The sequence below is a fragment of the Streptomyces sp. NBC_00019 genome (genome assembly GCF_045041015.1).
GTDB lineage: Bacteria > Actinomycetota > Actinomycetes > Streptomycetales > Streptomycetaceae > Streptomyces.
Map to the genome: position 1 here is coordinate 4,017,009 of NZ_CP108302.1, position 23,672 is coordinate 4,040,680.

Annotated in this window: 22 protein-coding genes; 10 read left to right on the plus strand and 12 right to left on the minus strand. The window is 70.9% G+C overall.

Annotation, left to right across the window (positions count from 1 at the left end; genetic code table 11):
• Positions 1-4: 4 nt before the first annotated feature.
• The 6 genes from OHU89_RS18985 to OHU89_RS19010 are packed head-to-tail and all read left to right on the plus strand — an operon-like array spanning position 5 to position 6,740.
• Positions 5-1,324 (plus strand): O-antigen ligase family protein, encoded by a 1,320-nt coding sequence (locus tag OHU89_RS18985; protein WP_405644413.1) that lies wholly within the window; start codon positions 5-7, stop codon positions 1,322-1,324.
• A complete protein-coding gene (gene murJ / locus OHU89_RS18990; protein WP_405644415.1) occupies positions 1,321-2,967 on the plus strand; it encodes a murein biosynthesis integral membrane protein MurJ in 1,647 nt (548 codons plus the stop codon). The genes OHU89_RS18985 and murJ overlap by 4 nt, the downstream gene beginning before the upstream one ends.
• A complete protein-coding gene (locus OHU89_RS18995) occupies positions 2,951-3,736 on the plus strand; it encodes a polysaccharide deacetylase family protein (protein ID WP_405644417.1) in 786 nt (261 codons plus the stop codon). The genes murJ and OHU89_RS18995 overlap by 17 nt, the downstream gene beginning before the upstream one ends.
• Positions 3,737-3,754: 18 nt before the next feature.
• Entirely contained in the window at positions 3,755-4,921 is a 1,167-nt protein-coding gene (locus OHU89_RS19000) for a glycosyltransferase (protein WP_405654561.1), read from the plus strand.
• Positions 4,918-5,601 carry a lipopolysaccharide biosynthesis protein gene (locus OHU89_RS19005; protein ID WP_405644419.1) on the plus strand — a complete coding sequence of 228 codons (684 nt, stop codon included), beginning with the start codon at positions 4,918-4,920 and terminating at the stop codon, positions 5,599-5,601. The genes OHU89_RS19000 and OHU89_RS19005 overlap by 4 nt, the downstream gene beginning before the upstream one ends.
• The gene (locus OHU89_RS19010; RefSeq protein ID WP_405644421.1) at positions 5,598-6,740 is read left to right on the plus strand and encodes a GNAT family N-acetyltransferase; all 1,143 of its coding nucleotides are present in this window, start codon (positions 5,598-5,600) and stop codon (positions 6,738-6,740) included. Before OHU89_RS19005 ends, OHU89_RS19010 begins: the two co-directional genes overlap by 4 nt.
• A 27-nt stretch (positions 6,741-6,767) precedes the next feature.
• Here the strand turns inward: OHU89_RS19010 and OHU89_RS19015 are convergent, their stop codons facing one another.
• The 8 genes from OHU89_RS19015 to OHU89_RS19050 all read right to left on the minus strand — a co-directional run bounded on the left by OHU89_RS19015 (position 6,768) and on the right by OHU89_RS19050 (position 13,677).
• A complete protein-coding gene (locus tag OHU89_RS19015) occupies positions 6,768-7,952 on the minus strand; it encodes a glycoside hydrolase family 26 protein (protein WP_405644422.1) in 1,185 nt (394 codons plus the stop codon).
• Positions 7,953-8,162: 210 nt separating this feature from the next.
• Positions 8,163-9,377, minus strand: a complete 1,215-nt coding sequence (locus OHU89_RS19020; RefSeq protein ID WP_405644424.1) for a hypothetical protein — start codon at positions 9,375-9,377, stop codon at positions 8,163-8,165.
• Between the two features lie 850 nt (positions 9,378-10,227).
• Positions 10,228-10,479, minus strand: a complete 252-nt coding sequence (locus OHU89_RS19025) for a hypothetical protein (RefSeq protein WP_405644426.1) — start codon at positions 10,477-10,479, stop codon at positions 10,228-10,230.
• A 201-nt stretch (positions 10,480-10,680) separates the two neighbouring features.
• Positions 10,681-10,941 (minus strand): hypothetical protein, encoded by a 261-nt coding sequence (locus tag OHU89_RS19030; RefSeq protein WP_405644427.1) that lies wholly within the window; start codon positions 10,939-10,941, stop codon positions 10,681-10,683.
• Positions 10,942-11,406: 465 nt separating this feature from the next.
• Positions 11,407-11,667 carry a hypothetical protein gene (locus tag OHU89_RS19035; protein WP_405644429.1) on the minus strand — a complete coding sequence of 87 codons (261 nt, stop codon included), beginning with the start codon at positions 11,665-11,667 and terminating at the stop codon, positions 11,407-11,409.
• 465 nt (positions 11,668-12,132) lie between these two features.
• Positions 12,133-12,402 carry a hypothetical protein gene (locus OHU89_RS19040; protein WP_405644431.1) on the minus strand — a complete coding sequence of 90 codons (270 nt, stop codon included), beginning with the start codon at positions 12,400-12,402 and terminating at the stop codon, positions 12,133-12,135.
• A 466-nt stretch (positions 12,403-12,868) separates the two neighbouring features.
• The gene (locus OHU89_RS19045) at positions 12,869-13,138 is read right to left on the minus strand and encodes a hypothetical protein (RefSeq protein WP_405644433.1); all 270 of its coding nucleotides are present in this window, start codon (positions 13,136-13,138) and stop codon (positions 12,869-12,871) included.
• Between the two features lie 197 nt (positions 13,139-13,335).
• Positions 13,336-13,677: a hypothetical protein gene (locus OHU89_RS19050; RefSeq protein ID WP_405644435.1), complete on the minus strand. Its 342-nt coding sequence runs from the start codon at positions 13,675-13,677 to the stop codon at positions 13,336-13,338.
• Between the two features lie 173 nt (positions 13,678-13,850).
• Between OHU89_RS19050 and OHU89_RS19055 the strand changes: the two genes are divergently transcribed.
• Entirely contained in the window at positions 13,851-14,738 is an 888-nt protein-coding gene (locus OHU89_RS19055) for a hypothetical protein (RefSeq protein ID WP_405644437.1), read from the plus strand.
• On the opposite strand, the gene OHU89_RS19060 is transcribed toward OHU89_RS19055, so the two are convergent.
• Positions 14,735-15,211, minus strand: a complete 477-nt coding sequence (locus OHU89_RS19060; protein ID WP_405644439.1) for a hypothetical protein — start codon at positions 15,209-15,211, stop codon at positions 14,735-14,737. The two genes, OHU89_RS19055 and OHU89_RS19060, sit on opposite strands and share 4 nt — an antisense overlap.
• Before the next feature lie 159 nt (positions 15,212-15,370).
• Between OHU89_RS19060 and OHU89_RS19065 the strand changes: the two genes are divergently transcribed.
• The 3 genes from OHU89_RS19065 (at position 15,371) to OHU89_RS19075 (ending at position 17,888) form a co-directional block, all read left to right on the plus strand.
• Positions 15,371-15,634 carry a hypothetical protein gene (locus tag OHU89_RS19065; protein ID WP_405644441.1) on the plus strand — a complete coding sequence of 88 codons (264 nt, stop codon included), beginning with the start codon at positions 15,371-15,373 and terminating at the stop codon, positions 15,632-15,634.
• A 345-nt stretch (positions 15,635-15,979) separates the two neighbouring features.
• Positions 15,980-17,197 (plus strand): IS110 family transposase, encoded by a 1,218-nt coding sequence (locus OHU89_RS19070; RefSeq protein WP_405644442.1) that lies wholly within the window; start codon positions 15,980-15,982, stop codon positions 17,195-17,197.
• Between the two features lie 82 nt (positions 17,198-17,279).
• A complete protein-coding gene (locus OHU89_RS19075; protein ID WP_405644444.1) occupies positions 17,280-17,888 on the plus strand; it encodes a chorismate mutase in 609 nt (202 codons plus the stop codon).
• A 34-nt stretch (positions 17,889-17,922) separates the two neighbouring features.
• Here OHU89_RS19075 and OHU89_RS19080 read toward each other — a convergent pair whose 3' ends face one another.
• The 3 genes from OHU89_RS19080 to OHU89_RS19090 all read right to left on the minus strand — a co-directional run bounded on the left by OHU89_RS19080 (position 17,923) and on the right by OHU89_RS19090 (position 23,348).
• Entirely contained in the window at positions 17,923-19,464 is a 1,542-nt protein-coding gene (locus OHU89_RS19080; protein ID WP_405644446.1) for a von Willebrand factor type A domain-containing protein, read from the minus strand.
• A 378-nt stretch (positions 19,465-19,842) separates the two neighbouring features.
• Positions 19,843-20,697, minus strand: coding sequence for an ABC transporter permease (locus tag OHU89_RS19085; RefSeq protein WP_405644447.1), 855 nt, complete (start codon positions 20,695-20,697; stop codon positions 19,843-19,845).
• Positions 20,694-23,348 (minus strand): alpha/beta fold hydrolase, encoded by a 2,655-nt coding sequence (locus OHU89_RS19090; protein WP_405644449.1) that lies wholly within the window; start codon positions 23,346-23,348, stop codon positions 20,694-20,696. The genes OHU89_RS19085 and OHU89_RS19090 overlap by 4 nt, the downstream gene beginning before the upstream one ends.
• Between the last annotated feature and the right edge of the window lie 324 nt (positions 23,349-23,672).

Genomic DNA, 23,672 nt, shown 5'->3' on the forward strand with positions numbered 1-23,672 from the left:
GCCGGTGAGGCGTACATACGCTGTGCCCGGCGCGCTCGGGCTGACATCGGTCCTGCCCGTGGTCGCGGTGATCGCCCTGCTCGCGCTGCCCGTCGCGCACGGCGGCGAGGGTGGCGCGGCCCCTGCCGACGCCGCCTCCGGCGTCGTCGTGCTGTGCTGTGCGGTACGTCTTCTGCGGCACCGGCGGCGTCCCCTGTCGCGCACCGCCGCCGTGGTGCTGGGCCTGCCCGTCGTCGGGGTCACGGTCGCGGCGGTGGGAGCCGGGGTGCCGGGCGCGGCGGTCACGGGTTTCGCGCGCTATCTGCAGATCCTTGTCCTCGTCCCGGCCGCCGTCCTGCTGCTGGTCCGCGACCGGCGCGACGTCCGGCTGCTGGCCTGGTCGATGGTGGGGCTCGCGGTGTGGCAGGGGGCCGTCGGGGTGCACCAGTACGCGACCCGGACCGGCGCCTCGTACATGGGCCAGGAGATCCGTGCCGTCGGCACCTTCGGCCCCGGCGACATCATGGCGATGGCGACCGTGGTCGCCTGCGGGCTGGTGTGCGCGGTGGGGCTGGCGCTGGGGCCCGTGCCTGTCCGGCAGCGGGTGTGGGCCGTGGTGTGCGCGGCCCTGCTGGTGGTCCCACTGGCGGTGTCCTTCAGCCGGGGCGCGTGGATCGCGACGGCCCTGGCCTGTACGGCGCAACTGGTGCTGGCCGGCCTCAGGCGTGCGGTCGCGGTGGGCGCGCTAGTGGCGGCCGTCGCCGTGATCATCGTCGGCGGGTTCGGTCTCGGCTCCGCGCTGCTTCAGGACAGGCTCAGCAGCATCGAGCAGGTCGCCGACGCACCCGACCAGTCGGTGTCCGACCGGTACGCCCTGTGGGCGGCAGCCGCCGACATATGGCGCGAGCGGCCGCTGACGGGCGTCGGCCTCAAGGGCTTCCCCGACCACCGCGACGGGCACGCCTCGCTGGCGCTGTCGTCGGGCAGCGACACCGAGGGCGCCGGCGCGGCGTACCGGAAGCAGCCGCTGCTGTCGCCGCACAGCATGTACCTGCTGGTCCTCGGCGAGCAGGGGCTCATCGGACTGCTGACGCTGGCGGGGAGCTGGCTGGCGCTGCTGGTGCTGGTGCTCGTGAAGCTGGCCCGCGCCCGGAGAGCACGGGCCCCCGGCCTCGACTGCGCGCTCGTCGCTTGCGGCCTGCTGGTCTGGCATCTGATCAACTTCGCGTACGCCGACATCGGCGGACCCTCGACCGTCCTCGCCGCCGTCTGCCTCGGGCTGACGGCGTGGTGGGCGCTGGCAAGTCCCGACCCGGCCGTCTTCGAGGAGGCTGCGGCACGATGACGGTCACCCCACCACGAGCCGGGGACGCCACCGTCCGCCCGGCCCGCCCAGGCCCCGACCGCCCGGACACCGGCGTCACCAGGTACGTCTCCCAGAGCTTCCTCGCCAGGGCCGCCCTCGTCACCGTTGTCCTCTCCCTGGCCGGTGCCCTGCTGGGCCTCGGCCGGGACCAGGTGCTGGCCCAGCTCTTCGGGGCCGGGAGCGAGACGGACGCCTTCCTGGTCGCCTGGACCGTGCCGGAGTTCGCGGCGACGCTGCTGATCGAGGACGGGCTGGCCTTCGCGCTCGTACCGGCGTTCAGCGCGGCCCTGGCCCGCCGCGTCCGGGAGGGCACGGGCGACCCGGTGCGCGCCCTGGTCCGCAGCACGCTGCCCCGTCTGACGCTGGCCTTCGCCGTCCTGTCGGTGCTGCTCGTGTGCGGGGCGCCGTACCTGGTCGAGGTGCTGGCGCCGGGGCTGACGAACCCACGGTTCGCGGTGGACTGCACCCGGCTGACCGGCACCTGCGTCCTGACCTTCGGCCTCGCCGGTTACTGCAGCGCGGTCCTGCGCGCGCACCGCCGGTTCGTCGCGCCCGCGGTCATCTACGTCGCCTACAACACCGCCATCATCGCGGCGATGCTCCTCCTCGGCGCGCGCTGGGGTGTACGGGCGGCGGCGGTCGGCGTCGCGGTGGGCGGCGCGCTCATGGTCGTCATCCAACTTCCTTTCCTGCTGAGGCAGTTGCGCCGAGGAGAGACGGCGCCCACAACACCGGCTGAGACGGCGGCGTCCCGGCACGCCATGGGCCTCGCCCTCGTCGGCACCGCCGCGCTCTTCGCCCTGTGCCGCCAGTCCCAGGTCCTCGTCGAGCGCTTCCTGGGCTCCAGCCTCCCTTCCGGAGCCATCTCACACCTGAACTACGCCCAGAAGGTGGCCCAGATGCCGATGGTGCTGGCGCTGATGCTGTGCACGGTCACCTTTCCGGTCGTGGCGCAGGCACTCGCCGAGGGCGACACCGAGCGGGCCCGCGATCGCATCGAACGCGACCTCACCGTGGTGTCGTACGTCGTGCTGCTCGGCACCGCGGCCGTTGTCGCGTGTGGCCCGCAGCTCGTCCATCTCCTGTTCCAGCGGGGCGCGTTCACCGCGCAGGACACCGCGACCACGGCCGCCGTCATGCGCGTGTACGCGCTCGGGCTGCTCGGCCACGCGCTGGTCGGTGCGCTCGTCCGGTCGTACTTCTCCGCGGGACGGCCCACGTGGTACCCGGTGGCCGCCATGATCGCCGGGGTCGTCGTCACGTCGTGGATCGGCGCGGCAACGGTCGGCTCGTGGGGCGTGTTGGGGATCGCCGCGGCCAACGCCGCTGGCATCACCCTCACCGCCCTGCTCCTGCTGCACGGCATGGAGAGGTGCAGCGTGCCGATCCGCACCCGGCAGGTGCTGGCCCGGATGGGCAGGCCGCTGCGTGCGGCGGTCGTCGCCGGTGGCGTGGGCGCGTTCTGCGCGAGCCGCATCGACTCCCCCGCCCTCGGTCTCGCGGCCGGCGGCGCGACGGTGACCGTCGCCTTCCTCCTGCTCGCCCGCACTCCGGGCGGGCAAGGCCTCATCCCCGTACTCCGTACCGCCCCCCGGAGGATTCCCCATGCCCGTGTCCGCTGACCCCGCACCTTCCACAGGCCCCGCACCCGACACACGCCCGCGGAGACCCGGCCCGCCGCCGTGGGTGGCGATGTACCACTCCGTGGGCGACTGCTCCCACGACCCGTACCGCGTCACCGTCTCGCCCCACCGCCTGGACCGGCAGCTCGGCTGGCTGCGCCGCCGGGGCCTGCGCGGCGTCGGCGTGCGGGAGTTGCTCGCCGCGCGCGCCCGGGGCGCGGGCCGGGACCTGGTGGGGCTGACCTTCGACGACGGGTACGCCGACTTCGTCGCGCAGGCCCTGCCGCTGCTGCGTCGCCACGCCTGTAGCGCGACCCTGTTCGTGCTGCCGGGCAGGCTGGGCGGCGACAACGCCTGGGACCCGCTCGGCCCGCGCAGGCCTCTGCTGTCGGCGGCAGGCATCCGGCGCGCCGCCGCCGAGGGCGTCGAGATCGGATCGCACGGCCTCACGCACGTGGACCTGACCCGGGCCGACGACGCGCTGCTGCACGCCGAGGTGAGCGACAGCAGAGCCCTGCTCTCCGAAGTGGCCGGTACTCCCGTCCACGGCTTCTGCTACCCGTACGGGAAGATCGACCGACGCGCCGTCGACGCCGTACGGGCGGCCGGCTACACCTACGCCTGCGCCGTCGACCCCGGCGACCTGACCGGCCTCCTCGCCCTGCCCCGCGTCCACGTCGGCGAGCGCGACACGGCCTGGCGGCTGCACCTCAAACACCTGCTGCATCGGCTGCCCCCACTGCGCCGCCGCCCCGTCGAGGGGGTGTAAGCCTTGGCGGTACCCGAGTTGAAGGCTCTGCACGTCATCACCGGTCTCGGCGTCGGCGGCGCGGAACAGCAGCTCCGGCTGCTGCTGCGCCACCTGCCCGTCGACTGCGACGTCGTGACGCTCACCAACCCCGGCGCGGTCGCCGACGGCCTGAGGGCGGACGGCGTCCGTGTCGTCCACCTGGGCATGACCGGCAACCGCGACCTGTCCGCCCTGCTCCCCCTGGTCCGTCTGATCAGGACCGGCGGCTACGACCTCGTGCACACCCACCTCTACCGGGCCTGCGTGTACGGCAGGATCGCCGCGCGTCTGGCAGGCGTGACGGCCGTGGTGGCCACCGAACACTCCCTCGGCGGCACGCAGATGGAAGGCCGCGACCTGAGCACCGGCGTGCGCGCGCTGTACCTGACCGGCGAGCGGCTGGGCCGCGTCACGGTCGCGGTCTCCGCCACGGTGGCCGACCGGCTCCGGCGCTGGGGCGTCCCCGAGCCACGCATCAGGATCGTGCCCAACGGCATCGACGTGGCCCGCTTCCGCTTCGACCCGGTCGTCCGCGAACGCACCCGCCGCCGGCTGGCGCTGCCGGAGAACGCGTACGTCATCGGCGGCATCGGCCGGCTGACTTCGGGCAAGCGGTTCGATGTCCTGGTCGACGCGCTCGCCCGGCTCCCCGCCGACTGCCGGCTGTTGCTGGTCGGCGGCGGCCCTCAGGAGAGCATGCTGCGGCGCACCGCCCAACGGGCCGGGGTGGCCGACCGGGTGCTGTTCACGGGCGAGCGGCCGTACGTACCCGACGGCACCCCCGGCCCTGATCTGCCGTCACTGACCTCAGCGATGGACGTGCTCGCCTCACCGAGCCCGGAGGAGGCGTTCGGGCTCGCCGTCGTGGAAGGCCTGGCGGCGGGGCTGCCGGTGCTGTACGCCTCCTGTCCGGCCGTCGAGGACCTGCCGCCGCGCCTCGCCGCGGGGGCCCGCCAAGTACGGGGCGGCGCGGACGCGTTCGCCCGCGCCCTGACCGAAACGCGCGCCCTGACCGAGGCCGGGCGGTCGCACCCGCCGAGCCGCCCGGCCTCCGCGGCCGCCCGCCACTACTGCATCACGCGCAGCAGCGCACAGCTGATGGACGTGTACGCGGCCACCGTCTCCCGCTCGTCTCCCTCACCCCTGGAAGCGACCATTCGATGACCTCCATGATGTCCACGGCCGGATCCTCGTCGTCCCCGGCCTCCGCGACCCGGCGGAGCCCGGTGTTCCGGCGTCTGAGGACGCTGCCGGCATCGTCCCTGATCGCGGCCGGTTCTCTCGCCGGAGCCCTTGCCGGGGGCGCCTACGGCGCGCTCACGCCGCCCGCCTACTCGGCCACGGCGTACGTCGTCGCCGTGCCGACCGAGAAGTACGACCCGCAGACGGCGCTCGGCTTCGCCCAGGCCTACGGCCGGGTCGCCACGCAGCTCGCGGTGCTCGGGGACGCCCAGGTGAAGGCGGGCGTGCCGGTGAAGACACTGCGCGACAGCGTGCGGGCGGCGACCTCACCCGACGCTCCGATGGTCGCCGTGACGGCCACCGCCGCGCGCGCCGATCTCGCCGTCGACATGGCCAACGCGGTCACCGGCGCGCTGACCCTGCACGCCAACCAGTCCAAGGACGCCACACATGTCGAACTCCGGCAGTTCTCCCGTGCCGTCAAGCCCACCGAGCCGTCCTCGGCGTCCCCGGCGCTGACCGGCCTGGTGGGCGCGAGCGCGGGCGGCCTGCTGGGCGGCCTCGCGCTGCTGGTCCGCCCGCGGCGCACCACCGCCGACGGCACACGGCCGGCCGTCGTACCTGCTCCGGCCACCGCAGCCGACGCCCACGGACAGCCGTGAGCGGGGTACTGCCGGCCCGCGCGGGCACCCTGCGGACCGAACTGTGCACGGACGAGCGGGAGTTCGCCGCACTGGCCCCGGCCTGGGAACGGCTGTACCGCAGGTGCGCTGCGGCGACCCCGTTCCAGAGCCACGCCTGGCTGCACTCGTGGTGGATGTCGTACGGCAGACCCGGCCGACTGCGGCTGGTGCTGGTGCGCGACGGCGATGAACGCGGAGAAGGTGGCGAACTCCGCGCAGCCGCGCCGCTGATGTGGATGGTGCGCCCGCTGCCCCGGCTCGTCCCGCTGGGCGGGCCGATCTCCGACTTCGGGGACGTGCTGCTCGACGACGAGCACGCCGACCGGGCGGCGGCCGCACTCGCCGTAGCCCTGTCGACGTCCGCCCGTACCGCGCTGATCGACTTCCGCGAGGTACGGCCGGGCGCCGCGGTCGAGCACGTCTACGAGCAGTGGCGGGGACCACGCCGCCGGGTGCACGACTCGCTCTGCCTGGACCTGCCCGCCCTGCCCATGGAGGAGCTGACGGCCCGGCTGCCGACGGCGAAGGCCCGGCAGGTGCGGGCCAAGCTGCGCAAACTCGCCGCGCTGGGCGTGACACACCGGACCACGCCCCCCGACGAGGCGGGCACGGCGCTGCGGCGGCTCCTCTCGCTGCACCGGTTGCAGTGGCAGGGCCGCGGGGTGACGCCGGAGCACCTTCGGGAGCGGTTCGCCGCACACCTCGTGCGCGCGGTCGTCCCGCTGGTGCGCTCCGGCGACGCCGTGGTCACCGAGTTCCTGCTGGACGGCGAGGTGGTGGCCGTCGACCTGACGCTGCTGTCCCCACGCCTGGCGGGCTGCTATCTGTACGGCGTCCATCCGCTGCTGCGTGAGCGGAGGGCGGACATCGCCGTGATGCTGCTGGACGTCTGCGCCCGGTACGCCGCCACCGGGGAGCACGGCACGCTCAGTCTGCTGCGCGGCCACGAGCCGTACAAGCTCCGCTGGCGCCCCGAGCCCGTGGTCAACCAGCGGTTGCTGTTGGCCCGACGGCGCACCGCCCCGCTGCTGTCGGCGGTCGCCGGCCACGTCGCCGTACGCAGTCGGGCCAGGGAGGTCGTAAGCGAGTGGAAGGCGCGGAGCGGCACCAGGACGTGAGCCTCCGGCCGCCGTCAGGGCAGCGGGTCACCGGGTGCGCGACCACCAGTCGAAACGGACGCACAGCTTTCCGTGGAGCCAGTACTCGACCCAGTCGCCCAGGTCCAGCGGGGAACAGCCCGGGCGCGGCAGCGGCACCGGCGGGGGCGTCGGCACGGGGCTGACCACGGGCGTCGGCCCGGTCCCGGTACGGCCGTAGAGCACGGACCGGTACGCCTCGGCCGCCCTCGGGTTCTGCCGGCATTGCCACACACCGTGCGGGCAGTAGTCGGTGAGCGTGTTGTACAGCGGCTTGTGCTGGTCGATCCAGGCGAGCATGCGCCGCATGTACTCCGCGTTGTCGCCGTTGCGGAACAGGCCCCACTCCGGATACGAGATGGGCTTGCCGTGCTCCTTCGCGAAGTCCAAGTGCTTCTGCAGACCGTACGGCTCCGTCACCTGCCCGTCGAAGGACATCCCCTGCGGCTGGTCGTAGGTGTCCATGCCGATGATGTCGACCGTGTCGTCCCCCGGATAGCACTCCGTCCAGGGCACGGCGTCGAGCCCTCGGCTCGGCGAGAAGTCGAACCGGAGCTTCTGCCCCGGCACCGAGCGCATGGTGGTGACGATCCTGTTCCAGTACGTCTTCCAGGCCTGAGGATCCGGCCCGCACCGGTGGGTGTACGTCGTGCCGTTCATCTCCCAGCCGAGCACAAGGACGGTCTCCGGCACCCCCAACGCGACCAGCCGCGCGGCCAGGCTGCGGTAGTGCGCGTCGAACTCCCCAGCCGCACCCCGGCGCAGCAGGGCGCGCACCTCGGCATCGGAGACGCTCTCCTCGTTGCGCTCCAGCATGGGCACGTTGAGGACGAGGATCCGGTCGGCCTTCTCTCGGCGCCAGGCCGCCCAGTAGTCGAGGAAGCGGGGTGCGCCCTCGATGTTGCTCCAGACGTCACCCGGCAGATACGTGTGTCCCACGCGCAGTTCGGTGCCCCCCAGCCACCGGCTGAGCCCGGCCGTCAGGGCCACGCCGCGGAGGTCGTAGTCGAGGTAGGCGCCGAACGCGGGAAGCGGTGCGGGCGGTTCTCCGGTGGCCGTCGCCGTCGGCGTCGCGGGGGCCTCTCCCGGCTCGGCGCTCAGGGCGTGTCCCGGACCCGGCACCAGTACGGCCGACGCGACAATGCCGGCCACCACGTACGCAGGCCATCTTCTGCGCCACCGCTGTGCGGCCATGGCTGCTCCTTCGTCCGCTCCACTGATCTGTCATATGTATGCCAATCAGACAGTTGAGCCGTATCCCTACGTACACCCCGACCACCCGCACGGGTGAGCCGTGCGCCACTCACGGCCGTACGGGCGGATCGCACCGGTCGAACTTCGGTAGGGCCGACCAGAACGAACTCGGGTGCCGGACGCGATGCGCCCGGCACCCGGAACGGAGCACTACCGACGGGACGCGGCGCGGCCCCGTCGGTACAGGATGGCGCCGCCCGCCAGCAGCATCGCGGCGATACCCGAGGCCGCGAGCACCTGTTCCCCACCGCCGGTTTCGGCGAGGGAGGGCGGCTTCGGGTGCTCGGGGTGCGGGTGGGTCGGTGGCGACGTGGGCGGCTCGGTCTCCGTCGGCGGTGACGTGGGCGGCTCGGTCTCCGTCGGCGGCTCGGTGGGGGGCTCGGTCTTGGCCGGCGGCTCGGTGGGGGGCTCCGTGGGCGTGTCGCCGTAGCCTCCCGTGTCCGAGTCGTCGCCGTAACCGCTGTCGGACCCGTAGTCGCTGTCGTCGCCGTAACCGCTGTCGGACCCGTAGTCGCTGTCGTCGCCGTAACCGCTGTCGGACCCGTAGTCGCTGTCGTCGCCGTAGCCGCTGTCGCTGTCGCCGTAACCAGCGTCGTTGCTGGTGGACGGCGACGCCGGGGACTTCGCCTCCGTCGACGGCGTGTCGCCGTAGCCACCCTGGGCGTCCGGGTCTTCGCTCTTGTCGGAGTCGGCCCCGTAGTCGCTGTCGGCCCCGTAGTCGCTGCCGCTGTCGCTGTCGCCGTAACCAGCGTCGTTGCTGGTGGACGGCGACGCCGGGGACTTCGCCTCCGTCGACGGCGTGTCGCCGTAGCCACCCTGGGCGTCCGGGTCTTCGCTCTTGTCGGAGTCGGCCCCGTAGTCGCTGTCGGCCCCGTAGTCGCTGTCGTCGCCGTAGCCGCTGTCGCTGTCGCCGTAACCAGCGTCGTTGCTGGTGGACGGCGACGCCGGGGACTTCGCCTCCGTCGACGGCGTGTCGCCGTAGCCACCCTGGGCGTCCGGGTCTTCGCTCTTGTCGGAGTCGGCCCCGTAGTCGCTGTCGTCGCCGTAGCCGCTGTCGCTGTCGCCGTAACCAGCGTCGTTGCTGGTGGACGGCGACGCCGGGGACTTCGCCTCCGTCAACGGCGCGGTCCGAGGCGGCGTGGTCGATGTATCGTCGGCGTGTCCCGACGTGTCCGAGTCGTCGCCGTAGCCGCTGTCGTGGCCGTAACCGTCACGCTCACGGTCGTCGCCGGGCTCGTGGGAAGCACCGTCCGATCCGAGCACGCTCGGGCCGCTGGTGTTCACGGGAACCTCGACGTGCGAGTCCGCCAGCGCCGGGACGCCGTACAGGGGCAGGATGCCCGTCGCGGCGGCGGCTACGACCAATCCCCTGCTCAGTTTCTTTCGCAATCTCGTCGTCTTTCTGTTCGAAGAACGGAAGGAAAGGCAGACCCCGGAGACGAAGGAACGGGGCCAGGACCGAACCGCGCGCACAGCCAGTCGGCCGGGGCACTGACAACGGCTGACCGTTGCCGGACCGGCAGGCGCTGGGCGGAAGAATCTCTACGTGTTGCACACCGGAGGGACCGCGTGCGAGTGCCTGTCGCAGGAGCTGAGTCTCGGGTCGTGCATCACGTGCCCGCGCCGGCTGCGGGGGCTCCCGTCAGCTCTTTCCCCTCTTCTTACGACTGCGCCCCGAGACGGGCTCCCGCCTCCCGTAGTTTCGCCTCCGCTTGATCTTTTCGCTGGTCCAGTGATGGGAACCGGTGAAGTGCCAGTACCAACAGCCCGAGCAACGGTAGATACGGTCCGGGATTTTCTCCAACAATGGCTGCTTTACCAGCCAGACCCTCGCCTCGGATTCAGTACGGAATGACGCTTTTCCCGTCTCTGGACACCGCGGCAAGATGATCGTATCAGTCATATTCCCTCCGAGGCGCGATTCGAATCACATTTCTCTTCGACGGAATGGGGGAATCGATCGTGCATCAGCTGGAAATCCACATCAAGCGGGTGACACTCTTATGGGCGAGTAATCATCGAATTTCATTCGTATGGCCCTGCGCCGCGACTAATATTAATTGCACTGATCGGGTAAACAGAGTCAGCGGCCACCCGGAAGGATGACCGCTGTTGATATCGAACCGACCCCGCATGCCGCCGGGAGGTCCGACCTCTGTTCAGCTCTTCTTATCGCCCCACGACTATGTCCTACTGTCGGACGATCACCCGATTGCTACTCCGAGGCCGCCTGCGTGCAGAAGTTGCCGATATTGGTAACACTGTCGCCGAGGACACTGACCGGCGCACTGACCGTGATCAGGGAGGACGTGAATTCCTGTTCGCACTGCTGAAACTGTGCGTTGTCGGTCGTGACGTCAGGCGCGTCACCACCATCAGCGCCGTAGGCTTGGGCGGCCCCGGCCCCCGTCAGGCCGATACCGCCGGCAAGGGTGGCCGCCAGCATGACCTTCTTCAACCCGCGCATGCGTGTCTCCATGTGTTGAACCAGCACAACAAAGGGGATGCTGGGCTTTTGCCGCCTCAACATCCCCTGATCCGCGCGTTATCGCCTTTCTCTCCCTGTGACCCCGAGCCAACAGATCGATCAGGGCGCCCGACACGGAAGGACTGAGGAGCGGGTCTCGCACTGGGCGTGCGAGACCCGACTGCAACGGCGTCCTGAGGATCAGTCCTCGATGGCGGTCTGCGTGCAGAAGTTGCCGATCGCGACGTCCTGGTCGCCGGTGACCGGACCGAGGATGGAGGGCAGGGTGCCGCCGTCGAAGTCCTGGTCGCACTCCTGGACCTGCAGGTTGTCGCTGACGACGTCGTACGGGTACGGGCCGTCGGAGCCGTGGCCGACGTTCGCGCTGGCAACCCCGCCACCGACCAGGCCGATGCCGCCGACCATGACCGCCACGGCCGCAGCCTTCTTGAGCTTGTGCATGCTGTCTCCATTTTCCTCACGCACACGACCCTCATTACGGACCGTGTCTGACTCATCACAGACAATAACATGCACCTCACTTACCGCCTAATTCCTGACACGCCCGAATGGGTGTCGTTGATTACTTCCGTGCGTTTACGGGTACCACCTGCCGCACAGACCCGAATGCACCCACCGGCCGGGGGATACGCCGGGCAGACTTTCGATACCTCACAGCCCCTCGGCGGACGATATCGCCGGCCAGCCGCGCACGGGGATCGAGGCGCGTGCCCCATAAGAGTTTCCGACCGTCAGAGGATCCGAAGGTCGTAATAACCCAAACAAAAATGCCTCCGACCGACGCGGCAACGAGGAGCTCGAATGCCCTCGTTCACCACGGCCAGAGGCACGGAAGGATAAACGAGTCGGGTCTCGCACCGGAGGCATGAGACCCGACTGGTTACGGCGTTTGGCGTTCTCTGGAAGTCAGTCGTCCTCGACGGAGGCCTGCTGGCAGGAGTTGCCGATTTCGACCTCCTGGTCGCCGGTGCCCGGACCGACGATGGAGGGCAGGGTGCCGCCGTCGAAGTCCTGGTCACACTCCTGGACCTGCAGGTTGTCGGTGACGCCGTGCGGGAACGGGCCGTCGGAGCCGTGGCCGGCGCAGGCGCTGGCAACCCCGCCACCGACCAGGCCGATGCCGCCGACCATGACCGCCACGGCCGCAGCCTTCTTGAGCTTGTGCATGCTGTCTCCATTTTCCTCACGCACACGACCCTCATTACGGACCGTGTCCGACTCGTCACAGACAATAACATGCACCTCACTTACCGCCTAATTCCTGACACGCCCGAATGGGTGTCGTTGATTACTTCCGTGCGTTTACGGGTACCACCTGCCGCACAGACCCGAATGCACCCACCGGCCGGGGGATACGCCGGGCAGACTTTCGATACCTCACAGCCCCTCGGCGGACGATATCGCCAGCCGGCCGCGCACGGGGATCGAGGCGCGTGCCCCATAAGAGTTTCCGACCGTCAGAGGATCCGAAGGTCGTAATAACCCAAACAAGAATGCCTCCGACCGACGCGGCAACGAGGAGCTCGAATGCCCTCGTTCACCACGGCCAGAGGCACGGAAGGATAAACGAGTCGGGTCTCGCACCGGAGGCACGAGACCCGACTGGTTACGGCGTTTGGCGTTCTCTGGAAGTCAGTCGTCCTCGACGGAGGCCTGCTGGCAGGAGTTGCCGATTTCGACGTCCTGGTCGCCGGTGACCGGACCGAGGATGGAGGACGGCGTGACGGCGGTGCCGCCGTCGAACGACTGCTCGCAGTCCTGGACCTGCAGGTTGTCGGTGACGCCGTGCGGGAACGGGCCGTCGGAGCCGTGGCCGACGTTCGCGCTGGCAACCCCGCCACCGACCAGGCCGATGCCGCCGACCATGACCGCCACGGCCGCAGCCTTCTTGAGCTTGTGCATGCTGTCTCCATTTTCCTCACGCACACGACCCTCATTACGGACCGTGCCCAACTCGTCACAGACAATAACATGCACCTCACTTACCGCCTCATTCCCGACACGCCCGAATGGGTGTCGTTGATTACTTCCGTGCGTTTACGGGTACCACCTGCCGCACAGACCCGAATGCACCCACCGGCCGGGGGATACGCCGGGCAGACTTTCGATACCTCACAGCCCCTCGGCGGACGATATCGCCAGCCGGCCGCGCACGGGGATCGAGGCGCGTGCCCCATAAGAGTTTCCGACCGTCAGGGGATCCGAAGGTCGTAATAACCCAAACAAAAAATGCCTCCGACCGACGCGGCAACGAGGAGCTCGAATGCCCTCGTTCACCACGGCCAGAGGCACGGAAGGATAAACGAGTCGGGTCTCGCACCGGAGGCACGAGACCCGACTGGTTACGGCGTTTGGCGTTCTCTGGAAGTCAGTCGTCCTCGACGGAGGCCTGCTGGCAGGAGTTGCCGATTTCGACCTCCTGGTCGCCGGTGACCGGACCGAGGATGGAGGACGGCGTGACGGCGGTGCCGCCGTCGAACGACTGCTCGCAGTCCTGGACCTGCAGGTTGTCGGTGACGCCGTGCGGGAACGGGCCGTCGGAGCCGTGGCCGACGTTCGCGCTGGCAACCCCGCCACCGACCAGGCCGATGCCGCCGACCATGACCGCCACGGCCGCAGCCTTCTTGAGCTTGTGCATGCTGTCTCCATTTTCCTCACGCACACGACCCTCATTACGGACCGTGCCCAACTCGTCACAGACAATAACATGCACCTCACTTACCGCCTCATTCCCGACACGCCCGAATGGTTGTCATTGGTTTACTTCAGAACGTTTTGGTGCCGGAGTGGCTGGACCGCACCGCGGCACTTGGTGACCGTTCCGGCAGGCCGCGGTCAATCACCGCCAGGAGTGCAGAGCCGGCCGGTCTCACCGTCGGTCTGCAGCGTGACACAGACCTTCGGAACCCTGGGGGCTACGACGGTGATGCTCTGCTGGACATGGGCCTGAACGGTCAACTGCTGGCTCGCGAGCTCGGTGTCGCCCGCGGCGATTCTCACGCCGAGAGTCCGCGCCTGATCGCACTGGACCGAGAGGGTGACCACGCTGGTCAGGGCGTTGTCGATCTTCTGGAGGCCGACGGCGCAGGGCAAGGCCTGCTGCGGCGCGGCCTGTGCCGGCACGGCCGCAAGGAGTGGTGCCGAAGCCAGCAGCACGGTGGCCGCCGAACGGAGCATGCGGTGAGGCATTAGCCCTCCCAGGTGTCGCTTGGGTACGCCGCCGACGGCGGCCCACCCCAGATCACAGCGCTTGAATGTCCTTTTTGCGCCTTTCAGAGAGATGTGATCATGGGTACACCAAGCCCGCAACGCGGGGGCGGCAGGGTCGGCCCCTGTCGCAGAGAAACCGAATGGCAGTCCGGCGCGATCCGGTCGTGCGGGCCCCCGGCGGTGTCAAGGTCGGTCCGGCACAGGCCGATGACTGGATCATGACGTCGACGCATTCGCCCGCGCAGCCGAAGGCCACCCCGCCCCCTGTGGTGCCTCCGGATCCCTCGACGGGGGCCCGGGCGCTGAGAGCCGCGGTGTGGCTACTGCCCGCGGTGGCCGTGGCGTGTGCCGGGTTCCGGCGGCGGTGGATGTCCGACGACGCTTTCATCTACGTACGGACCGTGCGGCAGGTGCTGGCGGGCAACGGGCCCGTGTTCAACGTGGGCGAACGGGTGGAGTCCTCGACGGGGACGCTGTGGCAGTGGCTACTGGTGGCGGCCGGGGCGGTGGGGGCCGATCCGGCGTCGGCCGCGGTGTACGGAGGGCTCGTGCTGACCAGCGCCGGGTTCGCGCTCGCGGGGCTCGGGGCGCTGCGGCTGTACGGCGGCCGGGCGGTCGTGCCGCTTGGCTCGCTCCTGCTACTGGGGCTGCCGCCGGTGTGGGACTTCGCCACCTCGGGGCTGGAGACCGGGCTGCTGACCTGCTGGATCGCGGGGGCGTGGCTGGCGTTGATCGCCCGGCCCCGGTCACCGACGACCTCGGTGCTCATCGGTCTCGGTCCGCTGGCGCGGCCCGACCTGGGGCTGGTCTCCGTCGTCTTCCTGGGCGCGCAGTGGCTGGTCGTGCGGCCCTCGTGGCGGGGGATGCTCGCGGGGGCGGGAGCGGCCGGTGCGCTCCCGGGGGCGTACGAGGTGTTCCGGGCCGGCTACTACGGGCATCTGGTGCCGCTGCCCGCCGTGACGAAGGAGGCCTCGCGGAGCCTGTGGGGACGGGGCCTGGGCTATGTCGCGGATCTGGCACTCCCCTAACTGCTGTGAGTGCCCGTGGTGTGCGTGGTCGCGGCGGTGGTCCTCGACGGCCGTGGGCTCCGCAGGGCGGCGGCCGGCTCACTTGTGCCGGTGCTCGCGCCCCTCGTCGCCGGGGCGCTGTGCTGGCTGTACGTCGTGAAGGTGGGCGGCGACTTCATGCACGGGCGGATGCTGCTGCCGGGGTTACTGCTGCTGGCGCTGCCCGTGTTCGCGTTGCCGGCGTCGCGGGTGGGCGTGTGGGCGGCCGTCGGTGTCGGGGTGTGCGCGGGATGGCTGCGGGTCCCGTACGAGGGGCGTATCGGGCCGACCGGGATCGCCGACGAGCGCGGGGTGTACGTACGGCACAACGCGGACCCGCATCCGGTGCACCACGACTTCGCCGGGGCGCCGTACCACCGGCGGTACCTGAGCCGCGTACGAGACGCCGTGCGGTCGGGGGAGCCGACGCTGCTGTTAGGGGCGCGCGGTCGCACGGCCGCCGGCTCCCCTGGTGTGACGGCCAGTTATGTGGTGCTCGGGTTGAACGGTTCCGTCGTGCCCCTGGACGGGGTCGCGCTCGATCCCATCGGGCTCGCCTATCCGCTGGCCGCGCACTCGGAGCGGATCGAGGGCGGACGGGTGGCACACGACAAGTGGCCGCCGACCGCGGGCTCCCCTCCGATCCGCCGCCCGGGACCGACCCGGCGCGGGTCGACGCGGCCCGGGTCGACGCGGCCCGGGTCGACGCGGCCCGGCGCGCCCTGCGCTGCGGAGCGCTGGCCGAACTGCGCGCGGCGACCCGGGACCCGCTCACGCCGGGGCGCTTCCTGCGGAACGTGGCCGGGGCCTGGGAGCGCACGGCATTCCGCTTCCCGAACGATCCGGTGGTGGCCGAATGGGAGTTGTGCGGAAGGTGAGTTGGGGCGGGGCCGCAGTCGGTGGGCAGACCTCGCCGGTACGTTGCTGTCCGGCGCGGATCACGGCCCGGCGCCGCCCCCCCCGTTATGTTTTCCGCGGTCCTGCAAGAGGGCCGCTGGCCTCCGGGCCCGGCATGACTGTTCCCCCCCTGTCGATGGCATGACCTGGGGGGGTGGTGTCACCGGGCCCGGGAGGTGCCGTCGGAGACGCTGATCAGAGGTCCGGCCACCGCCCGGTCCGGCGCAATGCCGGACAGCTCGCGGGCGGCAGGTCTGCATAACGTGGATGCGCGCGTACGACACCACTGCCAAGGCCGGCACGTTCAACTCCCCGGGAAGGGCGCGATGTTCGACACCGAAGACGTGGGCGTGTTCCTCGGCCTGGACGTCGGCAAGACCGCTCACCACGGCCACGGACTCACCCCGGCCGGGAAGAAGGTCTTCGACAAGCAGTTGCCCAACAGCGAGCCGAAACTGCGGGCCGTGTTCGACAAGCTGGCCGCGAAGTTCGGCACCGTCCTGGTGATCGTGGACCAGCCCGCATCCATCGGAGCCCTCCCGCTCACGGTCGCCCGCGACGCGGGCTGCAAGGTCGCCTACCTGCCCGGACTCGCGATGCGCCGGATCGCCGACCTGTATCCGGGCGAGGCCAAGACCGACGCCAAGGACGCCGCCGTGATCGCGGATGCGGCCCGCACCATGCCGCACACCCTGCGCTCGCTGGAACTCACCGACGAGATCACCGCCGAACTCACGGTCCTCGTCGGCTTCGACCAGGACCTCGCGGCCGAGGCCACCCGCACGTCCAACCGGATACGCGGCCTGCTCACCCAGTTCCACCCCAGCCTGGAACGCGTGCTGGGCCCCCGCCTGGACCACCAGGCCGTCACCTGGCTGCTGGAGCGCTACGGCTCCCCGGCCGCGCTGCGCAAAGCCGGCCGCCGCAGGCTCGTTGAGCTGATCCGGCCCAAGGCCCCGCGCATGGCCGCCCGGCTGATCGACGACGTCTTCGCCGCGCTCGACGAACAGACGGTGATCGTGCCCGGCACCGGCACCCTCGACATCGTGATTCCCTCCCTGGCCGCATCGCTCGCCGCTGTCCACGCACAGCGCCGGGCCCTGGAGACGCAGATCAACGCCCTGCTGGAGGCTCACCCTCTTTCCGCGGTCCTGACGTCGATGCCCGGCGTCGGCGTCAGGACCGCCGCAGTCCTGCTGGTCACCGTCGGCGACGGCACCAGCTTCCCCACCGCCGCCCACCTCGCCTCCTACGCCGGACTCGCCCCGGCGACCAGGTCGTCCGGGACCTCGATCCACGGCGAACACGCACCCAGAGGCGGAAACCGGCAGCTCAAACGTGCCATGTTCCTCTCCGCCTTCGCCTGCATGAACGCCGATCCCGCCTCCCGCGCCTACTACGACAAACAACGCGCCCGCGGCAAAACCCACACCCAGGCCCTCCTCCGCCTCGCCCGCCAACGCATCAGCGTCCTGTTCGCCATGCTCCGGGACGGCACCTTCTACGAACCCCGCACGCCCGTGGACATCGAACTCGCCGCATGACCCCAGCAAGACCGAATCACCCAAAGCCCGACAGGGGTGCCTTGACGAAGGACATAGAGGCACCCCCCCGGAAGGGAAGCCCGTGCGGCCCCAACGCCTTCGCTCCGTCCTCGTCGCCGTGTGCGCCACGGCGGCCGTCACCCTCACCGGCGCCGCCCCAGCCGCCGCCACGCCCGCCCCGGCACCCGCACGTGCGACGGCCGTCTCGCGCGGACTCGCCCCGCTCACCGAGCTGTTCGCCGAGCGGCTGCTGCTCGCCGACAAGGTGGCAGCCGCCAAGTACGGCACCGACAAGCCGATCGACGATCCCGTGCGCGAGCGGCAGATCCTGGACGACGTGGCCGCCCGGGCGGTGGGCCTGGGGCTGGACCCGGCCGCGGTGAGCGCGGTCTTCCGGGACCAGATCGAGGCGAACAAGCTGGTGCAGCGAGGACTGTACACCCGCTGGGACGCGCATCCCGAGGAGCGGCCCACCGAGCGGCCGGACCTGAACACCGAGGTGCGGCCGGCGCTGGACCGCATCACCACGCAGCTCCTTACTGCACTGAAGGACACGGCGGCGGTGCGGGGCGCGCCTTCGTGCGAGGCCCGGCTGGGCGTGGCCGCCGCGCGGTCGGCCCAGGCCCATGAGCTGAACCCCCTGCACCTGGCGGGGCTCGGACGGGCACTTCTGTCCGTGTGCGCCGGGTAGCGTCTTCCCCGCTCGGGCGCCCCCCGTAGGCCGCCTATCCGGCGAGCTGGTTCGCCTGGCGGATGCTGTCGGCGAGTTGCCGTACCGCCCTGTCCTCGGTCGTGTCCGCCAACTCCTCGGCACGGTCGGCCAGTTCGCCGAGTCCCGGGGCTCCCGGCAGGTGGCTCCAGTGGTCGTCGCCTTGGCGCAGGGCGTCGGCGAAGTAGGCGGCCACCGCGGTGACCTGGAGGCGGGGGCCCGCGTTCCAGAGGGTTTCGTCGAGGGAGTCGGACTCCAGTTGGCCGGACTCCTCGTGCGGGCTGCGGGTGTCGGGGTCCTGCCAGCGCACGGTCGCGGTGGCGAGGTGGCCGTCGGCGCCGGGCTTGGTGCGGACGGCGTAGAGGGCGGTCACGGTGTGGCCGGGGCCGACCTCGCCGCCGTCGACGCGGTCGTCGCGGAAGTCGTCGTCGGCGACGCGGCGGTTGTCGTAGCCGACCAGGCGGAACTCGGCGACCGTCTCGGGGTCGAAGGCGACCTGCGCCTTGGCGTCGCGGGCGGTGAGGTCGACGTTCCGCGGGAGCTGCTCGCAGAAGACCGTGCGGGCCTCGTCGGCGTCGGAGACGTACGTCGTGTTGCCGTCGCCCTTGTCGGCGAGGCGTTCCATCAGGGCGTCGCCGTAGTCGCTGCCGACGCCCACGCCGAAGAGGGTGATGCCGTGCTCGCGGCGGGCGCCGTCGATGCGGTCGAGGATGGAGTCGGGGTCGGTGTCGCCGTCGTTGGCGAGCGCGTCGGAGACGAGGACGACCCGGTTGGTGGCGCCCTCGCGCAGGCCCTCGACGGCCGTGGCGTAGCCGGTCTCGACGCCGGCGCCGAGGTTGGTGGAGAAGGTGGGTTCCAGGTTGTCGATCGCCTCGTGGATCTCGTCGCGGTGGCCGTCGAGGCGGGTCATCGGCAGGACGGTCTCGGCCTGGTCGCTGAAGGTGACGATCGCGACCGAGTCGTCGTCGCGCAGCCGGTCCGTCATCACGCCGAGGGACTCCTGGGCGAGGTCGAGGCGGCCCGGTTCGGACATGGAGCCGGAGATGTCGATGACGAAGGTGAGGGCGGCGGGCGGGCGTTCGCCGGTCTGCTCCTGCGTGCCGCGGGTGGCCAGGCCCACACGGACCAGGGACCAGTCCTCGTCGTCGGTGCGGGCGCCGTCGACGGTCACCGTGAAGCCGTTGCCGTCGGGGCGCTCGTAGTCCTGGCGGAAGCTGTTGACGAACTCCTCGGGGCGGATCGTCGACGGGTCCGGCCGCTGCCCGTCGGCGAGGGTGCGGCGGGCGTAACCGTAGGAGGCGGTGTCGACGTCGAGTGCGAAGGTGGAGAGGTAGTCGGGCGAGGGTGCGACCTCCCGGGAGTCCTGCTGTTCGGCCGAGCCCTGGCTGTGGTCGGGTGCGGGCAGCGGGCCCGTGCCGCCCGGGGAGTGGTGCACGCTGCCGTCCGCCGAGTGGCCGCTCTCGGTCCCGCCCCCGCTGCAGCTGGTGAGCAGCAGGCCGCCCGCCGCCGTGAGCGCGAGCAGCACGCCGCTCAGCCGCCGTGTCCGGTAACCCTCCATCGTCCGTACCCCCTTGGTCCGTTGACGCCGACGTATGTGACTGTGACGGCAGAGGGGGCCGGAACGTGCGCCACGGAGCGTTACGGATGCGTCTCGAAGAGGGCACGGAGACGGCCTGTCGAGACCGGTGGGTGACCCTCCGTTGACCAAGGTGTACTGCCAGGGACGTTGGTCGACCTGGTGATGGGTGATGTGCCGCCGGTTGCGGTGCGAGGCCGGCACGAGGCGTCAAAGCGGCGTTGGCGTGAGACACGAAGGCTCCTGGGTTGGCGGAGCGGTTCCTCGACAGCTCCATCCCACAGCCGGAGGCCTTCACCCGTCGCCCGGATTCAGGCCGTGTCGGAGCGCGAACTCCACCGGCCTGCCTGGGCCGTACACCTACGACACCACGTCCTTCCGCGCGAAACCGCGGAAGGCCAGGGCGAACAGCACGAGCGCGTACGTTATGGAAATCGCGGTGCCCTGGATCATGCCGGACCATTCGGGGCGGGGCTGGATGGCATCGGCCCAGGCGAACTGCCAGTGCGCGGGCAGGAAGTGACGCCAGTCGCCGAGGGCCGTCACGGCGTCGAGGACGTTGCCGACGATGGTCAGGCCGACCGCGCCGCCGACCGCGCCGAGCGGGGCGTCCGTCTTGGTCGACAGCCAGAACGCGAGCCCGGCGGTGACCAGTTGGGACACGAAGATGAACGCCACGACCACCACCAGCCGCTGGGCGGCCGTGCCCGGGGCGAGCGAACCGCCGGTGGGGATCTCCAACGGGCCCCAGCCGTAGGCGGCGGTGCCGACGGCCAGCGCCATCACCGGCAGCAGGATCATCGCGGCCAGGCTGAGGCCGAGCCCGACGACGAGCTTCGACCACAGCAGCCGGGCGCGGGGCACGGGGGCCGCCAGCAGATACCGCAGGGAGGACCAGCTCGCCTCGGAGGCGACCGTGTCCCCGCAGAACAGGGCCACCGGGATGACGAGCAGGAAGCCCGCCGACACGAACAGGTTCACCGCGGCGAAGTTTGCGCCGGACGCCGTCGCCGTGTCCATCAGGTTCACCTGGTTGCCTCGCTTGTCCGGCTCGCCGCCGACCGCGAAGGCGATCAGCAGTACGAACGGCAGCACGGCGAGGATGGCGCCCATGATCAGCGTGCGGCGGCGCTTGAGCTGGCGGACCAGTTCGACGCGGAGCGGCAGCGTACGGCCTGCCTGATAACCGGAGGCGACCTCGGTGAGCGTGCTCATGCGGAACCTCCGATCAGGGTGAGGAAGGCGTCCTCCAGACGGCGGTGCGGTCCGACCGACTGTACGGGCACCTCGAGCCGGACGAGTTCGGCGACCAGGCTTTGGGCACTGCCCTCGGCCTCGAGCCGGACCAGGAGGCCGTCGTCGGTGCGGACTGCGAAGGCCACGCCCGGCAGGGCGGCGACCTTCTCGACGACCGGCTCCTCCACCGGCACGGCGGTGCCGACGAGCAGGGTGTCGGCGGAGCCGACGATCTCCCCGACCGGGCCTGCCTGCACGAGCCGGCCCCGGTCCATCACCAGGAGATGGGTGCAGGACTGCTCGACCTCGGCCAGCAGATGGCTGGAGACGATCACCGTGCGGCCGGCGGCCGCGTACCCGACCATAACCTCGCGCATCGCGCGGATCTGGGGCGGGTCGAGGCCGTTGGTGGGTTCGTCGAGGATGAGCAGGTCCGGCAGACCCAGCATGGCCTGGGCGATGGCGAGCCGTTGGCGCATCCCCTGGGAGTAGGTGCGCACCGCACGCTCCAGCGCGTCCCCCAGACCCGCGATCTCCAGCGCCTCGTCCAGGTGCGCGTCCTCTGCGGGACGGCCGGTCGCCCGCCAGTACAGCTCCAGGTTCTCGCGTCCGGAAAGGTGCGGGAGGAAACCGGCGCCCTCGACGAAGGAGCCGACCCTTGACAGCACCGGGGCGCCGGGGCAGATCGCGTGGCCGAAGACCCGGGTCTCGCCGCCGTCCGGTGTGATCAAGCCCATCAGCATGCGCAGGGTCGTGGTCTTGCCTGCGCCGTTCGGCCCCAGCAGGCCCAAGACCTGGCCCTTCTCCACGCGGAAGGACAGGTTCTGCACCGCGTAACGGTCCGCCGACCCCGCGTACCGCTTGCTCAGATCCGTGATCTGGAGGGGGACCTCGGCCAGCCGCGGGTCGGGGGCCGGGGTCGCCGTGCGGCGGTGGCCCGTCAGCAGCAGTGTCAGCGCCAGCACGGCGCCCCCGAGCGGCAGCCACCACACCCATGCGGGCAGCGGTGCGGCCGCGGTCGTCACACCGGGTGCGGTCGGCACCTTCAGGTCGCCCTTCAGGGCCACGGTGTACGTCGCCGGGGCGGCCGGTGAGGCGTAGCCGAGGTCTGTGGAGGCCAGGACCAGCTGCAGACGGTGTCCCTTCTCCACCTCGTGATCGACGGCGGGCAGCGTGATCGTCACGTCTTTGCCGACCTTGGCGCCCTCGACCCGGACGGGTGCGACCAGCTGCGAGGGCAGCACCGGCCGGGCCGCGCCCGGGCCGACGTCGTACACCTTCCCGAAGAGCACGGCGACGTCGCTGGTCGAGCGCACATGGACGGTGACCGTCGGGGAGCCGGTGATCCGGAGGTCACGGGTCATGGGTGCCGACTCGAAGCGGGCGTACTGGCCGGGGAAGTCCAGTGACACTCCGACCCCCAGCGAGGACAGCTGGGCGAGGCCACCTGCGCCGCCGAGGCCGGGCAGGGCGGAGACGGCGGGCGGGGTCGCGCCCGCAGGGTTGACGAAGCTCTGCTCGCGTCCGGTCAGGGCGACCGGCTGCTGTCCACTCTCCAGCCCCGGATACCTGTCGCCGCTCGCTCCCCTCAACTGCGCGGCGCCATCGGTGGAGTCGACGCCTCCGGTGCGGGTGACCCGGAAGGCCGGTCCGGTGTCGACAGCCTTGTCGTCCTTGAGGTAGCGATCGAACCACGCGCGCACGCGTGCCTGGACGCGGCTGGTCTCCATGTCGCCGCCGTCGTGCCCGCCCGCGATCCAGTCGACGTCGACCGGGGCGCCGTTGGCAAGGATCGCCTTCGCTGCCGCGTCGGCCTGGCCGAGCGGGAAGAGGGAGTCCGTCTGGCCCTGCATGATCAGCGTGGGCACCTTGATGCGGTCCCCGACTGCGGACGGCGAGCGCTCCTGAAGAAGTTTGCGCGCCGCGGCGTCCGGCGTGCCGGACTCGGCGACCCGGTCGTACATCCGGCACAACTGCGCCTCGAACCGGTCGCAGCCGCCACCGGAGTTGACGAAGATGCCGCTCCACAGCTTCTTGAAGACGCCGTTCGGAAACAGCGCGTCCGCGAGGTTCCAGTAGGTGAACGCCGGGGCGATGGCGTCCACCCGGTGGTCGTACCCGGCGGCCAGCAGGGAGATCGCGCCGCCGTACGAGGTGCCGGCCACGCCCACACGCGGGTCGTCGGCCTTGTCGAGCTGCACCTCGGGCTGTTTCGCCAGCCAGTCGATCAGCTTCGACACGTCGGCGACCTCACCCTTGGGGTCGTTCAGCCCTATCTTCCCGGTGGACCTCCCGAAGCTCCGCGCCGACCATGTCAGCACCGCGTATCCGTCCCTGGCCAGGTCCTCGGCCTGCTGCTGGACGTCGGCCTTGCTGCCGCCGAAGCCGTGTGCCAGCAGGACGGCGGGGCGGCGGCCGCCCTCACCGGCTGTGATGTACGACGTGTCGAGGCGCACCCCGTCGCCCACGGCCATGACCCGGTCGGTGCGGTGCACGGGCGGGGGCGCGCCGTCGGAGGCGACGGCCTTCCACGTGCCGGCACCGGCGAGCACGACCACGGCGGCTGCGGCGGCTGCCAACCGTCGTGGCCTCCGCCGCAGCATCCGCGGTCCGGGAAGTCGAAGATCCATGCGTCAACGGTACGGGCCGCCACGGACAGCCGATGCAGCCGCAGGGCTGAACCGCTCCCCCTCCCACGGGCGTACGGGACCGCTGTCCCGTACCGCGTGCGTGGTACGACGACGCATGACCCCTCCCTCCGCCGGCGCGGTCCGCGCCCCGCCCGGGCGCCTGCAACCCTATTTTCCGTTGGAATCCCAACTCATCACCGCATGGTCACACCGCAACCGCCGACAATCGCACGATCGAAACAGAATTCAAGCGCCGAGGACGCGAATTGGCCCGAGTGCGTGCCATGTTTCACTCGGATGCCTCGCACCTGGGTCATAAATGAA

What these genes read in the sequence shown, in the direction of transcription:
- OHU89_RS19080 (WP_405644446.1), bottom strand. Translation starts at nt 19,464, where the DNA reads ATGGAGGGTTACCGGACACGGCGGCTGAGCGGCGTGCTGCTCGCGCTC.
- OHU89_RS19090 (WP_405644449.1), bottom strand. Translation starts at nt 23,348, where the DNA reads ATGGATCTTCGACTTCCCGGACCGCGGATGCTGCGGCGGAGGCCACGA.
- OHU89_RS19015 (WP_405644422.1), bottom strand. Translation starts at nt 7,952, where the DNA reads ATGGCCGCACAGCGGTGGCGCAGAAGATGGCCTGCGTACGTGGTGGCC.
- OHU89_RS19070 (WP_405644442.1), top strand. Translation starts at nt 15,980, where the DNA reads ATGTTCGACACCGAAGACGTGGGCGTGTTCCTCGGCCTGGACGTCGGC.
- murJ (WP_405644415.1), top strand. Translation starts at nt 1,321, where the DNA reads ATGACGGTCACCCCACCACGAGCCGGGGACGCCACCGTCCGCCCGGCC.
- OHU89_RS19005 (WP_405644419.1), top strand. Translation starts at nt 4,918, where the DNA reads ATGACCTCCATGATGTCCACGGCCGGATCCTCGTCGTCCCCGGCCTCC.
- OHU89_RS19025 (WP_405644426.1), bottom strand. Translation starts at nt 10,479, where the DNA reads ATGCGCGGGTTGAAGAAGGTCATGCTGGCGGCCACCCTTGCCGGCGGT.
- OHU89_RS19040 (WP_405644431.1), bottom strand. Translation starts at nt 12,402, where the DNA reads ATGCACAAGCTCAAGAAGGCTGCGGCCGTGGCGGTCATGGTCGGCGGC.
- OHU89_RS18995 (WP_405644417.1), top strand. Translation starts at nt 2,951, where the DNA reads ATGCCCGTGTCCGCTGACCCCGCACCTTCCACAGGCCCCGCACCCGAC.
- OHU89_RS19055 (WP_405644437.1), top strand. Translation starts at nt 13,851, where the DNA reads ATGGCAGTCCGGCGCGATCCGGTCGTGCGGGCCCCCGGCGGTGTCAAG.
- OHU89_RS19035 (WP_405644429.1), bottom strand. Translation starts at nt 11,667, where the DNA reads ATGCACAAGCTCAAGAAGGCTGCGGCCGTGGCGGTCATGGTCGGCGGC.
- OHU89_RS19030 (WP_405644427.1), bottom strand. Translation starts at nt 10,941, where the DNA reads ATGCACAAGCTCAAGAAGGCTGCGGCCGTGGCGGTCATGGTCGGCGGC.
- OHU89_RS19050 (WP_405644435.1), bottom strand. Translation starts at nt 13,677, where the DNA reads ATGCTCCGTTCGGCGGCCACCGTGCTGCTGGCTTCGGCACCACTCCTT.
- OHU89_RS19045 (WP_405644433.1), bottom strand. Translation starts at nt 13,138, where the DNA reads ATGCACAAGCTCAAGAAGGCTGCGGCCGTGGCGGTCATGGTCGGCGGC.
- OHU89_RS19085 (WP_405644447.1), bottom strand. Translation starts at nt 20,697, where the DNA reads ATGAGCACGCTCACCGAGGTCGCCTCCGGTTATCAGGCAGGCCGTACG.